We start from the raw sequence: 19,215 nt of genomic DNA on the forward strand, positions 1-19,215 counted from the left end.
TAAAGAAGGGAATCGCAATATGATGAAACAAATACCATACGGATTGACGGATTTCGGACGCATCCAAAAAGAAAACTATTATTATGTGGATAAGACGATGTTTATCGAAAAGATAGAAATGCAGCCGTCTTATCTCTTCCTCATCCGCCCCCGACGTTTCGGGAAAAGCCTCACGCTGGCGATGTTGGAGGCGTACTATGATGTCCGTTACGCTGACCAGTTCGACGAATTGTTCGGGAAGCTGTATATCGGGCAACATCCCACACCCATACATAACCAGTTTCTCATCATGAGATTCAATTTCTCGGAGGTGAGCTCGAATATCAATGAGGTGGAGGAGTCTTTCCGGATGCATTGCTGCGGGAAGCTCAGACATTTTCTGCAAAAGTACGAACAGATATTGGGAAAGGAAATCTGGGATGTGCTGAATGCGGAGACGCTTGAAGAACCGGGAGCATTGTTATCCGCCATCAATTCGTATGCCACCCTCAAGGGGAACATCAAAATATATCTACTGATCGATGAATACGATAATTTCACGAATACCATCCTATCGACTTACGGAACGGACTTATATCGGAAAGCGACGCATGGTGAAGGGTATATCCGGAGATTCTTCAATGTAATAAAAGCCGCCACCACGGGAATGGGATCCGCCGTCAACAGACTGTTTATCACGGGAGTAAGCCCGGTGACGATGGACGACGTGACAAGCGGATTCAACATAGGAACGAATATCACAAACGATCCCTGGTTTAACGACTTGGTGGGGTTCAGCGAGAAGGAACTGCGGGAAATGCTGGCCTATTATAAGGAACAAGGAGCTCTTCCTATGTCCATAGACGACACGGTGGCAATGATGAAACCAAACTATGACAATTATTGCTTCAGCAAAAATAAATTAGCGGATTGCATGTTCAACTCGGACATGGTGCTCTATTGCATGAAGTCATTGATATTGCACGGAGTCAAACCGGACGAGATTGTAGATCCGAATATCCGTACGGACTTTAACAAGCTTGCCTACCTCATCCGTCTTGACCACGGACTGGGAGAGAATTTCTCTGTCATCAAGGAGATTGCGGAAAAGGGAGAAATAATAACCGATATTGTCACTCATTTCTCCGCACTGGAAATGACGAACGTAAGCAACTTTAAATCTTTGCTGTTCTATTTCGGAATGCTTTCTATTAAAGGGGTCGATATGATGGGGCGTCCCATCCTGCACGTTCCCAATCTGGTGGTTCGCGAACAGTTATTCAATTTCCTGATTCAAGGATATGCCCGTCATGATATTTTCAAGCTCGACGTGAACCAGTTGCTGACGCTTTTTGAGAATATGTCCTTCAAGGGAGAATGGAAACCGTTGTTCGAATTTGTGGCAGAGGCCATCCGGGAGCAGAGCCGGATAAGGGAATATATAGAAGGGGAAGCCCATATCAAAGGATTCCTACTCGCCTATCTAAGTATGTTCCGCTATTATCAACTGTATCCGGAATATGAAATGAACAAAGGCTTTGCAGATTTCTTCTTCAAACCCAGTCCGGCCGTACCTGTATCTCCACCCTACACTTATCTGCTGGAAGTGAAGTATGCGAAAGCCGGTGCTCCGGAAAAGGAAATAAGGGAGCTTGCCGATGAAGCGCGGGAGCAGCTGATCCGTTATAGCAAGGACGAATGTGTGGCGGAAGCCCGTCAGAAAGGGAAACTGAAACTGACAACGGTCGTATGGAGAAGCTGGGAACTGGCGCTGATGGAAGAGGTAGAATAACAGAGGGTCAGTTCATTCATTCAAATGAACTGACCCTCTCTTTCTTTTAAGTGGTCACTTATTTGTCTCCGTACATCTTCGCCCGCAATTCCTTAATATGGTCGGAAGTGATATATTCGTCATATTCCATCATCTTGTCAATGATACCGTTCGGTGTCAGTTCGATGATGCGGTTGGCAACGGTCTGGATAAATTCGTGGTCATGAGATGAGAAAAGGATATTTCCCTTATATGTCTTCAGGTTGTTATTGAAAGCCTGAATAGATTCCAAGTCCAGGTGATTGGTAGGAGTATCCAGAATGAGGCAGTTTGCATTGCGAAGCTGCATACGAGCAATCATACAACGCATCTTTTCACCTCCGGAGAGCACGCTTACTTTCTTCAGCACCTCTTCGCCGGAGAAAAGCATACGGCCAAGAAAGCCTTTCATATATACCTCGTTGCCTTCTCCGAACTGACTCAACCAATCTACCAGATTCAGGTCGGTATTGAAGAAGTCGGTGTTATCCAGCGGCAGATAAGCAGTCGTGATAGTCACTCCCCAGTTGAAATGCCCTGCATCCGGTTTCATATTTCCGTTAATGATCTCAAACAAAGCTGTCATCGCGCGCGGATTGCGTGAGAGGAATACTACCTTGTCACCTTTCTCTATGTTAAAGTTCACGTCGTTGAAGAGCACTACGCCTTCCTCCGTCTTCTTACTCAGTCCGGAAACCTCCAGAATCTGGTTACCCGGCTCACGTTCAGGAGTAAAAATAATGCCCGGATACTTACGTGAAGAAGGTTTGATTTCTTCTATATTCAACTTCTCAAGCATTTTCTTACGACTAGTAGTCTGCTTGCTCTTCGCTACGTTCGCACTGAACCGACGGATAAACTCTTCCAACTCTTTCTTCTTCTCTTCCGCCTTTGCCTTCTGGTTCTGCTGCTGACGGAGAGCCAACTGGCTGGATTCGTACCAGAAACTATAGTTACCGGCAAACATATTGATTTTTCCATAGTCAATATCTACGGTGTGCGTACATACGGAGTCGAGGAAGTGACGGTCGTGACTCACCACCAATACCGTATGTTCGAAATTGGAAAGATATTCCTCCAACCAGGTTACCGTCTCCATATCCAAGTCATTGGTAGGCTCGTCGAGCAAAAGATTGTCCGGATTTCCGTACAACGCCTGAGCCAGCATGACACGAACTTTTTCTTTACCGCTCAGTTCACCCATCAATGTATAGTGTTTGTCTTCTTTAATGCCCAATCCGCTCAGCAACATGGCTGCGTCACTTTCGGCATTCCATCCGTCCAACTCGGCAAATTTTTCTTCCAATTCGGATACTTTCAGTCCGTCTTCGTCTGTGAAATCTTCTTTTGCATACAATTCTTCGCGTTGCTTCATGATGTCCCACAACACGGTATGTCCCATCATGACGGTATCCATGACGGTATATGAATCCCACTTGAAGTGGTCCTGACTCAACACTGAGAGACGTTCGCCCGGTCCGAGCGCAATCGTACCTGTTGTAGGGTCCAGATCTCCGTAAATCGTACGGAGAAACGTAGACTTTCCCGCACCGTTCGCACCGATAATACCATAACAGTTACCACTTGTAAACTTCAGGTTTACGTCATTAAACAACACTCTTTTACCAAACTGTACCGAAACGTTTGAAACTGTAATCATCTTATTATTTACTATTTTACTAGTTACTATTTACTATTTGAGCGTGCAAAGGTAGACATTTAAAATGAATTATGAGCTATCCGATATGTGCCAATCTGACATAAAAGTGTTACCTTTGCTGCGTTTTCTGGCAAAAACGCCGACTTGGCAAAGTTTTTGCAAGCAAGACTAATGACATCCGGTCAGTCCGGTATGTCGAATAGACGGTATCTCTAAAAAAGATAACGTGTTTTTAAACAATAAATAGTAACTAGTTAAATAGTAAATACCAAAATGGATCCAAAAGAAAAAAAAGTGAAGGAAGAAGAACTAAACGTTGAAGAAACTCAGAACGGTGCGGATGAACAACCGCAAAACGAACAAGCTGAAGAGGCGGCTCCACTGACGCACGAAGAGGAGTTGGAAAAGGAATTGGAAAAGGCTCAGGAGACTATTGATGAGCAGAAGGACAAATATCTGCGCCTGTCCGCCGAGTTCGACAATTATCGTAAACGCACCATGAAGGAAAAGGCGGAACTGATTCTGAACGGTGGAGAAAAAAGTCTCAGCAGCATTCTTCCGATAGTGGATGACTTCGAGCGTGCCATCAAAACGATGGAGACGGCAACCGATGTGAGTGCCGTGAAAGAAGGTGTCGAGCTGATTTATAATAAATTCATGGCTGTATTGGGGCAAAACGGTGTAAAGGTTATCGAGACTAAAGACCAACCGTTGGATACCGATTATCACGAAGCCATCGCAGTAATCCCTGCACCATCTGAGGAACAGAAAGGTAAGATTCTGGATTGTGTACAAACGGGTTATACATTGAACGACAAAGTGCTCCGCCACGCTAAAGTGGTAGTAGGGGAATAAGGACAACCCATAAAACTCATATTTTTTTAAAGAAGCATGGCAGAAAAAAGAGACTATTACGAAGTACTGGAGGTGACAAAGACGGCCACAGTAGAAGAAATAAAAAAGGCTTACCGCAAAAAAGCGATTCAATATCACCCCGACAAGAATCCTGGCGACAAGGAGGCGGAAGAGAAGTTTAAGGAAGCTGCGGAAGCGTATGATGTATTGAGCAATCCGGAAAAACGTTCGCGTTATGACCAGTTCGGTCATGCGGGAGTGAGCGGTGCGGCAGGAAATGGAGGGCCGTTCGGCGGTTTCGGTGGCGAAGGCATGTCGATGGATGATATTTTCTCCATGTTCGGTGATATCTTCGGAGGTCGCGGTGGCGGTTTCGGAGGTGGCTTCGGAGGTTTTAGCGGATTCGGTGGAGGCGGTGGAGGCTCACAGCAACGCCGGTATCGGGGTAGCGATCTTCGCGTCAAAGTGAAACTGACTTTGAAGGAGATCTCTACGGGAGTGGAAAAGAAGTTTAAATTAAAGAAATATGTTCCGTGCGATCAGTGCCACGGTTCGGGCGCCGAAGGTGACGGAGGTTCGGAAACGTGTCCTACTTGTAAGGGTAGCGGTTCGGTGATCCGTAATCAGCAGACGATTTTGGGCACGATGCAGACTCGCGTCACGTGTTCTACTTGTGGCGGTGAAGGTAAGATCATCAAGAACAAGTGTAAGAAGTGTGGTGGCGACGGAATCATCTACGGTGAAGAAGTAGTAACGGTGAAAATCCCTGCCGGAGTAGCTGAAGGTATGCAGCTTTCTATGGGTGGCAAGGGTAATGCCGGTAAACATAACGGTGTGCCGGGTGACTTGCTGATTCTTGTAGAGGAAGAACAACATCCGGACTTGATTCGCGATGAGAACGACTTGATTTATAATCTGTTGTTGAGTTTCCCGACTGCCGCGTTAGGCGGTGCTGTGGAGATTCCGACCATCGACGGCAAAGTAAAAGTGAAGATTGATTCGGGCACACAACCGGGCAAAGTACTTCGCCTGCGCGGCAAGGGATTGCCAAATGTGAATGGATACGGAACGGGAGATTTACTCGTAAATGTCAGTATTTATGTGCCGGAAACGCTCAATAAGGAGGAAAAAAGTACATTGGAAAAAATGGAAACTTCCGATAACTTCAAGCCCAGCACTTCGGTGAAGGAGAAGATTTTCAAGAAGTTCAAGAGTTTCTTCGACTAATTTTTTTATGAGAAGGTGCGACATAATGAATAGTAAACCTGCGTATTACTATTCATTATGACACACGATAAGACGTCTACAGGTATTAATATCCCAGGTTCTGTGTCAAATTCGTGTTCATCACCCGTATTTTCTCCGGTATAGGGAATACAGTTGTATATCCACTTGCCTCATCCGGCAGTTGCGGACGGCTGCTGTAAGCTCTTGTAAACTTCCCGAAGCGGACTAGGTCCTGACGTCTCCATCCTTCCCAAGCCAGTTCCAGCTGACGTTCGGCAAGGATATTCTCTAAAGTGGCAGTGCGAGGAGAAGCGTTGACACGGCTACGAACTTCATTGAGTTCTTCATCTCCGTTTGCTCCGTTCCGGACTTTCGCTTCACTCTTCATCAACAAAGCGTCTGCATAGCGGAACAATACAATGTCATTCTCCATCAACTTACCGTCTTTTGTGGCAGTCGGGTCGACTTCATACTTTTTCATGCGGGCTCCTGCGGTTTGTTCGTATGGGGTGTCTGTTATATCCAGAGATACTTTCCAGGGCAGATATTCCAGTACCGTTCCATTATCCAGTTTGATTATGTTTCCTTTCAGGTCGTGGACAATTCCTGCAAAATAGCAAATATCAAAACGGGGATCTTGTTCCGCGGTTTCATAACCGAAAGCTTCGAGGGCTTCAATGGTGGCGCTGGGACCGTTCTCACCGCTTAGTCCGTAAGCCTTGGCGTGATTATAGTGGCGGGAACGGAAGAGATATTGCATCTGGTTGGTGTACAGAGTTTTATTCATCGGGATAGTGAAGACATTCTCTACGGACGGTTCGTTGAATATAGAGAAATTCGTTTCGTATTCCGGTTCCAGTTTGTAGCCCATAGTCTTGAGTTGGTCACAATAGTAGATGACTGTTTCCCAGGCATTGAGTTCGCTGCCGTTCACTGTGAACTTTATATTTTTTCCATCCGGGCGTTGTCCGTCCGTCCAATCATTGTCTGTATAAACTTCGGAGTTCAAAGCCAGTTTGACCAGTAGGAAAGTTACCACGGGGCGAGTGATACGGCCATAGTAAGGGCCGGACTGGTTGCTATGTGCATCGCTCAACAAAGGAGCCGCCTCTTGCAATTCCTTGACAACAAAGTCAAAGACCGTTTTCCGTTCACTTTGCACTACATCTTTCATTGCTACGGAAGAGGATTGAACTAGCGGGATGCGTCCGAACAAATCCATCAGGTAATAATAATACATAGCCCGCATGGCACGTACTTCGGCACGGTATGCCGGCAGTTCCGTAGCGGAATGAGTTTCGGCGAATTTGTCTATCCGTTCCAGTGATTTGTTACTTAACATGACGACTTTATAGAGATATTCCCATGTAGCCTGAATGGCATCATTCTCTATTCCCCAATCGTGCAGGTAAAGTCCTTGCCAAAAACCACCGTCATACCAGTCACCTCCACGGGTGGGGATAATGGCTTCGTCGGAGGTAAAGGTGTTCAGGTCGTAGACTCCCCTACCCGTTCCCTGCAATCCCTGACTATCACTATAACCGCCTACGTATGTATAAAGCGAAGCTACTGCATTGAGATATACTTCCGAGATTGTATTGTAAACGTCATCTTCGGGTAACTTATCTTTCGGATTTTCCTCCAAAAACTTACTACATGAGAATAAACCCAGGCACATTGCCAGAAAGAATCCTAACCGACTTTTATTTTTCATATATTGTTTCATCATCTCCTCCTCCATTAAAAGTTAATACTCAATCCCAGTGTGTACGTCCGCGCCAACGGATATCCCCGTTTATCATCCACGCCTAAAGTGGAGTTCACCGTTGAACTGTTAATCATGGGTGAAAGTCCCGAATAACCGGAAATGGTTGCCAGGTTGTTGACTGTAAATGCCAGACGCAGGGAACGGACATATTTCTTCAGTTTCTGTACTTTCTCAATCGGCACGTTCCAACCCAGCGTCACATAGTCGAAGTTGACATAATCTCCCTTTTCCAACCAATAGTCGGTGGCGGTTTGATCCTTGATGTTCTGTTTCGGGGCTTTCTTCATTACGTTATAGTCGGGAAATATATTCATGTTCATATAGGTCAGGGAGGTTCCGTTGTAGATTTTATGTCCGAAAGCTCCGTTAATCTGCAAAGACAGGTCGAAACGCTTGTAGCGGAAACTGATGTTGGAGCCAAGAATCGTTTTAGGTACGGCTTGTCCTGCCACATAGCGGTCTTCACCATCTTCAAGGCTGACACCTCCGCCATTCAGATCGGCGATGCCATAGGTGTATCCACCGTTTCCATCGGATTCGAGTCCCGTACTGTGGGGAAGATAGAACACGCCCAACGGTTGACCCACCATCTGATATACGATGTGGTTGTATCCTCCGTGAAAGCCGGCTCCGTCGAGGCTGGCAAGACTTTTATATTCGGGGGCAGAAAGCATTTCGCCGTTGTACATACCGCTTAATGAGAGCAGTTTGTTGCGCTGGAAAGTGATATTGGCATTGATATTCAGTTCCATATCCTTGGTCTTCAAGGGGGTGATGCCGATGGCGATTTCCGTACCCCAGTTGCGCATGGAACCGATGTTGGCAAGTAAGGTGTTATAGGTGAAAGGCGGTACGCTTACGTTGTAAAGGTAAAGCATGTCTGTGGTTCGGGAGTTGTAATAGTTGGCGGAAAGCAGCAGGCGGTTGCCGAAAAGAGCTACGTCGATACCGGTATTAAAGGTATGTTTCACTTCCCATTTCAGGTCGGGATTCGTGTTCCGTAAGTCTCCTAAAGATACGACGGCGGAGTTTCCGACGGGGACTACACCGTTCGGCTTTACAAGGTTCAATGTAGTGTATGAGTCAATCCCGCTCTGATTACCTGCCAGACCGTAGCCAATACGGAATTTCAGATTATCCACCATCGGCAACTGCTTCATAAATTCTTCTTCACTAATCACCCATGCGGCAGATGCGGAGGGGAAGAATCCCCATTTATGGTTCGCTCCGAATTTGGAGGAAGCATCTGTACGGGCGTTCAGCGTCAGTACGTAGCGGTCGGCGTATGTATAGTTGAAACGTCCCATGAAAGATGCCAGACGGGGTTGGTCGTAGTAAGAATTAGTGCCTTCCCACAAGCGGAGTGCGCCTGCCTGAAGATTATTATACCCGAATTTGTCGGTGCTGAAATTGCTTACTGTTGTATAATATCCCGTGTAGGTTTCTTTTTGAAGTTCGGCAAGTGCCAACACGTCAAAGAAATGTTTTTTCCAGTTTTTCTTATAGGTCAGCATCATGTTGCCCAGCAAGGATTCTCGCTTTTTGGTTCCTTTGTAAGCCTGGCCGTTCGCCCAGACGGAGGTGGGGAGGTATTGCGAATTTTCCACGATATTATAGGTATAGGCACCGAAGAGGTTTAGTTTCAGTCCTTCCAGCAGATTGAAAGTCAGACGGGCGTGCGTGCTGATGTGCGAAGTGGCATCATCGTCCTGCACTTCCATCCATGCCAATGGATTGGTGATTTGGCTGGCAGTCGTTATTCCGTCCCAAGAATTGGTGACGGGGTCTTTATGGTTGGGATAGGTGGGGTTGAATGTGGCTGCCGAATAGAACGTTTTCTGATAATCCACCAGATTATGATTCTTCTGAATGGAACCGAACATTCCCAGCTCGCAGTTCAGGAAGCCGTCGAACATTTTCTGATTCATGTTCATATTCGAAGTGAAGTTTTTCATGTCTTCATTCAGAATCACTCCCTGACGATCCATGAAACCAAGAGAAACGCGATAGCTGGACTCACTGGAACCGCCATAAAAGGCGATGTGATGTTTTTGTTGCAGTCCTGTCTGTTCAATCTCTTTCTGAAAATCGGTGTTATTTCCTTTATCCAGAATGGAAATCCCACGTTCCGAGGCAACACGGCGGTACTCATCGCCGGACAGCATTTTCAGATTCTTGTAGACGGTGGAAATTCCGAAGCTACCGTTGTAGGCTACCTGTGTTCTGCCGCTCATTCCTTTTTTAGTGGTGACTTCAATCACACCGGAGGCTCCTCGCGAACCGTATTGTGCGGTTTCGGAAGCGTCTTTCAGAATAGTGAAGCTCTCAATATCCGTAGGATAAATGGAGGTGAGCATACTCAAGTCGCCAAATACTCCGTCGACGATTATCAAAGGGTCATTGCCACTGGTCAGTGAGGTGGTTCCCCGCAGGCGTACCGCATCCAAGGCTGCCGGACCGTTTGATCCGCGTTGGATGGTCAAGCCCGGCACACGTCCGCGGATTGCTTCCAAAGGGTTCGTTATCTGGTCTTTATTCATCTGTGTCTCCGTAATCTTCTCTACGGAACCGGAGAGGGTTTTCAAACTTCCGGTGGCATATCCAACAGTTATCAATGAGTCTATGGGCGTGGTAACGGGTATCTCCTGAGCGAATATATCACTACACGAAGCTGACAAAAGAAGAGTGAGCAATGTTAGTTTACCGTGTCGTCGTATCATAATTGTTAGTTTTTAAGGTAATACTATAAATATAACAAAAAAAGAAGGAATCTAGTTGAGTGGATTCCTTCTTTTTTTTATTTTTGGGACACGGAGTACCGCACGGTTATTTCACAGATTATTTCACGATTATCTCATCTGTGAATATCCAGCCTCCGAACTCTTTTCCGGCTTGAGCCTGATAGCGAATGTATCTTCCTGTCGCATTCCCCTTCCATGAGATGTCCGTAAACTGGATAGGAATTTCTTTGGTGACTTCAAAAGTCCGATGTTCCAATTCCGTAAAATTGGTTCCATCGTCAGAGACAGAGATTGTGACAGACTCAGGCAAAAACACCTCCGCACCCGTCACTTGCATGAAAGCAGCAGTAACGGAATGAATGGAAGTAACAGTTTCCATATCGATTGTCACATCCAACCGGTCACCGTCAATAAATCCCTGCCAACAACCGTCTCCATACGTCCAATCGCCACGTATGCCGTCCGTTAGAGCGGTATTGCCCTGTGCCGGATAATGGGGACTATACGACGAATTATATATTATCTTCTTACCCAATGCCAGATGGGCAACAGGTTTTACGGATTCCGGACGACTGCCGATCTCATTCTTCAAATCGAAAGGATGATACCCCTTTGCCTGTAACTCTCTCACCGCTTTCAAGGCGCGGGCATGGAAATCCGGCCATGACTTACGCTCGGGAGCAGACCAAGCCACTTCCGCCAATGCGAGGATACGGGGATACATCATATATTCAACCCGTTCGGGAGTGGGAATATATTCCACCCATAAGTTACCCTGCACACCGTAAACAAGTTTAGCCTGCTCTGTAGTCAGGGAAACGGAAACCGGATCGTACGAATACACTTTCTTCAATGGCAGGTATCCGCCGATAGCTTCCGGCTGTGAATAGGGTGCATCCTGATAACTGTCCAGATAACAATAAGCGCCAGGTGTCATGACAGCCCGATGACCGGAGGTTACGGCAGCGATCCCACCTTCTTCTCCACGCCAGGACATAACAGTAGCATTGGGAGCCATACCTCCTTGCAATATCTCGTCCCATCCCAGCAAATGACGACCGTGAGCATTGAGGAACTTCTCAATGCGGTGTATCAGGTAACTTTGCAGTTCATCTACATTGGCAAGATGCTCATCCTTCATTCTCTTTTGACACTTCGGGCACGTTTTCCATGCCGACTTGCCAGCCTCATCACCACCGATATGGATATATTCTGACGGAAAAAGTTCCATGACTTCGGTCAGCACATTTTCGAGAAAGGCAAAGGTTTCTTCATTACCGACACAGAAGTCCGAATTCTTGTACGGCTCGCCCGAACAGGACAGTTGCGGATAAGCAGCCAGCACTTCTTCCGAATGGGAAGGCATTTCTATTTCAGGGATGACCGTCATGTAATGCTGACGGGCATATTCAAGTATTTCACAAATGTCTTTCTGAGTATAATAACCGCCGGAAGCTCCGGGTTCATCGAAGCGAACGTATTCGCGTCCACCGTTCCACCATTTCTTCCAGTTCGGCTCCGTACGCCAAGCGGCAAAGTCAGTGAGCAAAGGGTATTTACTTATCTCAATGCGCCAGCCTGCCGCATCAGTCAGATGCAGATGAAGCCGGTTTATTTTATAAAAAGCCAATGCGTCTATCTGCTTCTTCACAAATTCTTTGGAGAAGAAATGGCGGGAAACATCGAGCATAAAACCACGATAAGCAAAACGAGGAGTATCCTCTATTTCAACGGATGCGACGGAATAGCCCGTGCCCGAAGGGGTAAGCAACTGTAACAGTGTCTGCATTCCGTAAAATAATCCGGCTCCGGAAGTTGAACGGATAATGATTCGTCGGGGAGTGACGGACAGTGTGTAACTTTCCGGAGAGGGCAACCGCTCATTCTTTCCGGTTATCAGCAATGAAAGTACTTGGCGTACGTCCTTTTTCGAACCTTTCTTCAACGAAACAGGCAGTGCTTGCAGACAGTTCTCCCAAAGCCTCGCTTCTTCCCCCTCTAAGTTTGTATAAAGTTTTGTCTTTTCTGATAGAAAAAAGTAGTCCGCACCCTGCTCCATTTTCAATGGAACAGGAATTACGGACTGTGCTTTGATGGGATGCACCGCAAGGCACATCCCTAATATCCATAAGAAAAGACAAACTTTAGCGTGTCTATTTCTTATATTCATTAATCAATACTGATTTCGTCTACAAACAAGAAACTGTTTTTACCTTTTCCACCATGCCATGCCGGCATTGATTTCTCCGGTGATGCAATAACTCTTACATACTGCGTTTTCACCGGAGTAAAGGTCAACTTATGATTATAGACACCGTCTTTATCATCTTCTTTCATTTCCGGATATTCTTCGGAAGCAACTTTAGTGAAGTTCTTTCCGTCATCCGAAACTTCTACGGACATAGTTCTCGCATCGAATACCCAATCGCCTTTGGCAACACAAGTAGAGATGGACACACTTGAAATCTCTACAGGTTGTTGGAGGTCAATCGTCATATCCATGTCATTTCCGTTGAAAGCAATCCAACGACCGGATTTGTAACTACTGTTTCCTTTCAGACCGTCTATCAATGTAGCAGCTCCCTTGAACATATATTGTTCATTGATTTTCTGATTGGCAACAATCGGCTTCATGCTGGATTTGCTGAAATCAATTTTCTCGGTAAGCACCTTGCTGTCTCCTGAAGGACGAATAGCTTTGGCGGACAAGGTAGCATTTTCCTTGAGTTTCAACACACCTTCATACAAAGGAGAAGCAGCGGTAGGTTCCGTACCGTCCAAAGTATAATGAATAGGGGTCTTATCAATAGTAGATAACGTAATATCCAATGTTCCTTCTGCCGGATTCGGTTCAAATTGGGCTTGCACCTCAAAGACGTGTTTAGCATAATTATATCCTTCGGCTTCATACCATTTGATTAACTGAGGAAGACGAGACAGGAAGTCTGCATAATTCTTCTTATCGGGATTCGTCCACTGAACTTCACACAAAGCAGCCCAACGGGGCAATACCATATATTGCGCATGCGGGAATGTAGCGATATATTCGGTCCAAAGATTAGCTTGTACCCCTTTTATATATTGCTGTTCCTCCAGAGTAAGAGAAGCAGGCATAGGCTCGTAGCTGTATACTCTTTCCATCGGCAGATAACCTCCGATACCGAAAGGTTCATTTTCGATATCTTTAGACTGATAGTAGTCGAAGTATAAATAAGTATTCGGAGTCATGATGACATCGTGTTTCTGCTTGGCGGCTTCAATACCTCCTTTTTCGCCGCGCCATGACATCACAGTGGCATTCGGAGCAAGTCCGCCTTCAAGGATTTCATCCCAACCGATAATCTGGCGTCCGTGAGCATTGAGGAATTTCTCGATATGATTGATAATGAAACTCTGCAAACGTTCTTCTTTAGAGTGTTCCTTATCCGATTTCAAGCCCAACGTCTTGGCACGTGCCTGGCACTTCGGACATTGTTCCCATCTTACTTTCGGACATTCGTCACCACCCACATGGATATATTCCGACGGGAAGATTTCAATCAATTCTCCATATACATCCTCGAGGAATTTCAATACCTGATCATTTCCGGCACAAAGCACGTCTTCGGATACTCCCCACTGTCTCCATACTTCGTACGGACCACCGGTACAACCCAACTCAGGATAAGCGGCAAGGGCAGCTTGCATATGTCCCGGAAGGTCTATTTCAGGAACAACGGTTATGTAACGTTCTGCAGCATATTCTACAATTTCTTTTGCCTGTTCCTGCGTATAGAATCCACCGTAAGGTTTACCGTCATACTCACCGGAGTTGCGTCCGATGACGGTTTCCGTTCTATTGGAACCGATTTCTGTCAGCTTCGGGTATTTCTTGATTTCCAGACGCCATCCCTGGTCGTCCGTGATATGCCAATGCAAACGGTTCATGTTGTGCAATGCCTGCATATCGATGTAAGTCTTTATTTCATCTACCGTGAAGAAATGACGGCTGGTATCGAAATGGGCGCCACGATAACCAAAACGGGGAGCGTCTTTGATTTCTACGGCCGGGAGGGCTATATTTGCTCCCACGGCAATAGGCAAAGATTTACGCAAAGACTGGATACCATAAAATACTCCGGCTTCCGTAGAACCGGTAATGGTTACTCCGTCACCGGCAACTTTCAATTGATAGGCTTCCGGATTCTCATTTTCTGTCCCCAAAGCCAGGATAATGGCATTTTTTCCTTCTGCTCCGGTCTCAATGGTAAAGTCTTTTCCCGTAGCCGTCTTCAGATAGTCGGCCAGGAATTTCGCATTGCGCTGCATCTTCTCGTTTCCTTCCGGATAGAGAATCTTTACTCCGCTTTTCAGGATAAAGGGGGCTCCCTGCTCTACAACGATTTCCTGCGGCAAGGGAATTACCTGATAATTAGCTTCTTGCTGAACTGACTGGCAAGAAGCAAAAAGCCCTGCCACCGCCAAGCATCCGGTTAATTTCAACAGTTGTTTCATAAATTAAAAAATTAAGTGTTAAGTTATTAATAAATTATTTATAGGTTTCACAGGGGCATTAAATATTAACGGTGTCAAAGATATTATTTTTTTATTAAAATTCCCCGAAAAGTCAACAAAATCTGTATGCCGACAGTCAAATTATCCAATCGTTATTCTTATAAATTCGGGGTAACAAATGTCCCGGGTGCTTCCGCACGGAAGGTTGAGGCCGGAAGTCCCTCTTCATTCACCAGATTAGCCCGTGTAAAAGGTTGCCAGCCATACCGGATATAGCGCGGCTGCTTTACTTGTTCGCTATATACTTTCAATATGTCATCAACAATCTCGGCAACCGCCGGGTAATAGACACCGTCAACTTCGGCTACTTCAAACGTCCGTAAAGGACGGCCGTCCGCGCTCTTCAAGCCTTGACCATAATCAAATGTCACATATACGGCACCTTCACGAAAATCGGCATGGTGAAATAACGGGCCGGAAGGCAGCACACGGCACATCCCGTATGTCTTGTTCAATGCCCAACGAGCCAAACGCTCTCCAACCGGTTTCTTATTTCTCGGATGTACATCCAGTGAATCTCCATAGTCACTCGATACCGCCATTCCCGTATTCAATATCTCGCTCATCATCCTACGCTGGCTATCACGGAACCAAGGCCACGAAGGCCGAGCCATACCGGATAGTTGGACATAATAAAATGGCAGGCTCTCATTGTCCCAATCTTTACGCCAACTGCCGACCAACAGTTTAAAAAGTTTTTCGTGAGCTTCGTAATTATGGGCATTAGATTCACCTTGATACCAAATCACACCTTTCACCGGATATTGCGCCAGCGGACGTATACCTGACTCATACAAATAACAAGGTTCATAAGGATGACGTTGCAATTTATCTTTTGACCGGCTGATATTCAATGCTGCACGTCCGCGTACCCAATCCTGGATAAAGTCATTGCGAGTCCAATCTTTCAAGATAGCCGGGAAGTGATATTCCAAAGTGTTACGGTCAATCCATGATTCGGCAGGTGAACCACCAACGGCATTACATATCAATCCTACCGGCACTTTCAAGCTATCCCGCAACATCCGACCGAAATAATAAGCTATTGCCGAGAAGCGGGCAGCACGTTCCGGAGTACAAACTTCCCACTCCGTATCTTTATAATATTGAAGATGATTCAAGGAATCAAGGACAGAATCATCCCATTTCACCGCATCCGTCCGCCAACGTGCTTTCATGTCATACAGACGCAGTTGCCCGTCAGTCGCTTGGGGGATATCTTGTTTTCCGGTAACAGCCTGCCGTAACATAAACTCCATATTTGACTGTCCGGCACACAACCAGACTTCTCCTGCCAATACATTGGTGTATTTCAAAGTCCTTTGAGGGGTGGAGACAGTCAACACGTAAGGACCACCCGCTTTCAATGGTAATAATTTCACAGACCATTTCCCGTCCTGTGCTGTTTTAGTTACCCATTGCTGACGGTTGATGCGGACTATTACTTCTTCTCCGGCATTGGCTGTCCCATGAATAAACAAAGGTGTATCACGCTGAAGAACCATATTGTCCGTATACAGCGGGGATAACTTTAAGCCACCATAATCTCCAGTGATGGCTGAATAAACTGTTTTTGCCATTATCATAGCTCCTTCGGCAGTAGGATGAACAGCATCCGGCAACAAGAAAGGATAAGGATAAAGCGGTTCATGGAAATCTATCAACTGCACACCGGTATAACGCGCCACGTTTTCGATTGCTATCTGTATCTCGCCATGCCAGTCACGGGTCCCCGACAGGAAGCGACTATGACGATCGGCAATCGGAGTCATTCGTGCGACGATAATCCGCACAGCGGGATTAACTTCACGGAATGTATCAATCAGACTCAGATAGTCCGTAACAAAACAATCACGATAATTAGGCCAGTTGCGAGGGTCGGTATCGTTGACTCCCAAATGAATGACTACAATATCTCCGGCAAATTCCAATGCTTTCCGGTACTCTTCCTGTTGGATATAGGGACGGTGTCCTCGCTTAAGCAGAGTCGCTCCCGGTTTCCCGAAGTTTTTTACTTCATAGCGTTCTCCCAACAAAGCTTGCAACTGCACAGGATACGATTGTGTCGCACAGTCAGATAACCCGGTTCCGTAGGTAATACTATTACCTATACAGGCTACCTTTATCCGCTGCTGCCTGGCGGACAATGTCCAGCAAAGAAACAGACAGAGAGATAGAACCAGAACTTTTTTCATCTTATTTCCTCCTGATATAGGGTTTTACAATCTCGACCCATTTGAGATACCCTTTTCCCAAAAGATGCAAGCCGTCATTTGTGTAGGCTGTGTTCATCTTTCCGGTTTGTTTGTCTACAAAATGAGAGTACAGATCTATATAAGTCACTCCTTCCTTCTCAGCCAAACGCACCAATCCTTTATTGATTTCAGGAATAACCCGCCAGTGTGAAGTGTGTCCTTTAAACATATTATAATGGTCGGTCACCGGAAGAACACTTTGCAAATACAGTTTGGTTTTCGGTGAATCCTCCTTTATCTTTCCAACAATCATTCCAATACGGGATACAATAGTATCGGCGGGAGCTCCCCTACTTACATCATTAATACCAATCAAAAGAAATATCTTTGCTGGTTTGCCTTTCAAAACTGCATCCAACCGATCATACACCCCCATACAAATATCACCGCTGATGCCCCGATTTTTCACGTGTTTGTCATTAAACAGCTCCGCCCATTCGGCTCCGTTGGTAATACTGTTTCCCAAGAAAATAATATCACTGGATGTAACAGGCAGTGCTTCAAACAAAGTGGCACGCTGATAATAAAATGTGGAATACTTGCGGTCTTGCGCATTGACCGTAGCTATGAGCGACAACACCATGATGAATAAAAATAATTTCTTCATAATATATACAGTTTTTAAGGTTGCATCATATCAGCCTCTCCCGGACTGTAGCTCCATTCCGGATTGCTTTACATAATACAAATATTATTCTTTTATTAGGTCTGTAAGCTTCACTGCTTGAAATGTCATGTGTGCCACACTACTTTCGTATAAAATACCAATAGTCTCTTTATCAATCATAGTCAGACAGCTATATCCCCATCCCGGATCTTCATCTAATAAGAGTTGATGTTCCGGCAGCCAAGTAAGTCCTTTATCCAAACTTGCCTTTATTGTGATATGGTCCCGTCCTTTTACTGTATTAGGATTTGAAAACAGAAGGATGTCTTTGTTCAACACATTATCCTGTGCTTTGACATTCAGCAAGCTGGCCATACATACGGGCTCATTAAGTGCCTTACGTGAAGAAGCGTGTTCGGTCCAGCTCTTGCCCAAATCTTTTGTAATGGATACCGCCCGGCTGCCTCCTCTGTTATCACGCATATTCAACATCAAAACTCCCGGTTCTATTTCTACAACTTGGGCTTCTGTGGTATTGGTACGGGCCATGTTATGCATCTTCCATGTCTTACCTCGATCCTTACTATACATAATTCCGGCATTAGGGATACGTGTCGAATCTATAAACTGGGTCGGAAAAACCAATGTGCCGTCACTCATCGTTATTCCGCGTCCCGGTCCTTGAAGTAGAAAGTACCAGGATGGATCTTTCACCTGCTCCGTTATATTGATTGGTTCCGACCACGTTTTACCATCGTCGGTACTTTTCACCATCATCAATTGCGCTGTATGATTCATATCCATTCCCGGATGTGAACTCCACCATGCACGCTGATTGCCCATACCATGCGTCCATGCAGCAACTATCCATACAGTATTTGTTTTTGTATCTACCAAAATAGAAGGATCCCCTACTCCATTTTGAGCTTTTGGCAAACCACCATACTCACCAAATGAAAGAGGAAGACGCATTTTTTCCCATGTTTTTCCTCCATCTGTACTACGGCTCAACCCAACATCAACATATTCCTGCAAATCAACGCTACTATTATAACGAACGTCATATACTCCTAACAAAGTTCCTTTATTCGTAGTCACCAATCCCGGAATACGGAAAGCTGCCGATCCGTCATCTCCTGCGTGACGTACGCCGATAGCCATTCGATGAGAGATATTTTTAGGAGAAAGATATTTACAGTTCAAATCTTTGCCATCTACTTTTACCGCACATAGTTCAGAGTTTATTCGGGTATATAAAGAAGTTCCTTTTTTCATCTGCAAACTAATCCAAAAAAAATTTACGCCTGGAAATAATTTATAATTACTCTTAAGTACTACTTTATTGGAAGGTCTCACAACTTCCGCACATTTCACCGAATACGACGGATTGGCAGATAAGGTAGTTCCCGGATGAAAACCAGATATATATTCTACGGGAGCCATACGCTTTTTATCTCTATGCTGCAATGCCTCCGTGCCTCCATAATAGAGTTTTACCGACTGGATATCGTGCTGTGGCGTGCTTTTGCTGAAATCTAATACGACTTCATTCAGTAACTTACTGTCTTTAGCATCCAAACGGATATAAAACAAAACATTGTCTTGCCGTTCTATCAGAATGGGAGTTTGTGTTTCACGGATAAATACTGTATCTGAAGCTCGGACAGTATCTGAGGCTTGAACACTAAAGGAAAATCCTAATAAAATAAGAAGGAGAAAATAATGATTTCTTTTCATAATGGGGGTATTAGTTAGTTTA

The 19,215-nt window shown here is 45.4% G+C and carries 11 protein-coding genes; 3 read left to right on the forward strand and 8 right to left on the reverse strand.

Annotation, left to right across the window (positions count from 1 at the left end; all coding sequences use genetic code 11):
- The first annotated feature begins 19 nt into the window (after positions 1 to 19).
- The gene (locus ACNOGP_RS16980; RefSeq protein ID WP_418213283.1) at positions 20 to 1,771 is read left to right on the forward strand and encodes an AAA family ATPase; all 1,752 of its coding nucleotides are present in this window, start codon (positions 20 to 22) and stop codon (positions 1,769 to 1,771) included.
- A 58-nt stretch (positions 1,772 to 1,829) separates the two neighbouring features.
- Here ACNOGP_RS16980 and ACNOGP_RS16985 read toward each other — a convergent pair whose 3' ends face one another.
- The gene (locus ACNOGP_RS16985) at positions 1,830 to 3,449 is read right to left on the reverse strand and encodes an ABC-F family ATP-binding cassette domain-containing protein (RefSeq protein WP_007759604.1); all 1,620 of its coding nucleotides are present in this window, start codon (positions 3,447 to 3,449) and stop codon (positions 1,830 to 1,832) included.
- A 273-nt stretch (positions 3,450 to 3,722) separates the two neighbouring features.
- Between ACNOGP_RS16985 and ACNOGP_RS16990 the strand changes: the two genes are divergently transcribed.
- Positions 3,723 to 4,304: a nucleotide exchange factor GrpE gene (locus ACNOGP_RS16990; RefSeq protein WP_022275529.1), complete on the forward strand. Its 582-nt coding sequence runs from the start codon at positions 3,723 to 3,725 to the stop codon at positions 4,302 to 4,304.
- Between the two features lie 36 nt (positions 4,305 to 4,340).
- Positions 4,341 to 5,531, forward strand: a complete 1,191-nt coding sequence (gene dnaJ, locus ACNOGP_RS16995) for a molecular chaperone DnaJ (RefSeq protein ID WP_186967802.1) — start codon at positions 4,341 to 4,343, stop codon at positions 5,529 to 5,531.
- A gap of 85 nt (positions 5,532 to 5,616) precedes the next feature.
- Here dnaJ and ACNOGP_RS17000 read toward each other — a convergent pair whose 3' ends face one another.
- The 7 genes from ACNOGP_RS17000 to ACNOGP_RS17030 all read right to left on the reverse strand — a co-directional run bounded on the left by ACNOGP_RS17000 (position 5,617) and on the right by ACNOGP_RS17030 (position 19,193).
- Positions 5,617 to 7,260: a RagB/SusD family nutrient uptake outer membrane protein gene (locus tag ACNOGP_RS17000; RefSeq protein WP_418213284.1), complete on the reverse strand. Its 1,644-nt coding sequence runs from the start codon at positions 7,258 to 7,260 to the stop codon at positions 5,617 to 5,619.
- Between the two features lie 11 nt (positions 7,261 to 7,271).
- Positions 7,272 to 10,019, reverse strand: coding sequence for a SusC/RagA family TonB-linked outer membrane protein (locus ACNOGP_RS17005; protein ID WP_418213285.1), 2,748 nt, complete (start codon positions 10,017 to 10,019; stop codon positions 7,272 to 7,274).
- A 118-nt stretch (positions 10,020 to 10,137) separates the two neighbouring features.
- On the reverse strand, positions 10,138 to 12,210 hold the full coding sequence (locus ACNOGP_RS17010; protein WP_418213286.1) for a family 20 glycosylhydrolase: 2,073 nt from the start codon (positions 12,208 to 12,210) through the stop codon (positions 10,138 to 10,140).
- Positions 12,210 to 14,534: a family 20 glycosylhydrolase gene (locus tag ACNOGP_RS17015; RefSeq protein ID WP_418213287.1), complete on the reverse strand. Its 2,325-nt coding sequence runs from the start codon at positions 14,532 to 14,534 to the stop codon at positions 12,210 to 12,212. The genes ACNOGP_RS17010 and ACNOGP_RS17015 overlap by 1 nt, the downstream gene beginning before the upstream one ends.
- A gap of 158 nt (positions 14,535 to 14,692) precedes the next feature.
- Positions 14,693 to 16,789 carry a GDSL-type esterase/lipase family protein gene (locus ACNOGP_RS17020; protein ID WP_418213288.1) on the reverse strand — a complete coding sequence of 699 codons (2,097 nt, stop codon included), beginning with the start codon at positions 16,787 to 16,789 and terminating at the stop codon, positions 14,693 to 14,695.
- A gap of 1 nt (position 16,790) precedes the next feature.
- The gene (locus ACNOGP_RS17025; RefSeq protein WP_418213289.1) at positions 16,791 to 17,456 is read right to left on the reverse strand and encodes an SGNH/GDSL hydrolase family protein; all 666 of its coding nucleotides are present in this window, start codon (positions 17,454 to 17,456) and stop codon (positions 16,791 to 16,793) included.
- 84 nt (positions 17,457 to 17,540) lie between these two features.
- Positions 17,541 to 19,193, reverse strand: coding sequence for a BNR-repeat neuraminidase N-terminal domain-containing protein (locus tag ACNOGP_RS17030; RefSeq protein WP_418213290.1), 1,653 nt, complete (start codon positions 19,191 to 19,193; stop codon positions 17,541 to 17,543).
- Between the last annotated feature and the right edge of the window lie 22 nt (positions 19,194 to 19,215).

The sequence above is a fragment of the Bacteroides difficilis genome, from assembly GCF_048319815.1.
Lineage (GTDB): Bacteria > Bacteroidota > Bacteroidia > Bacteroidales > Bacteroidaceae > Bacteroides > Bacteroides zhangwenhongii.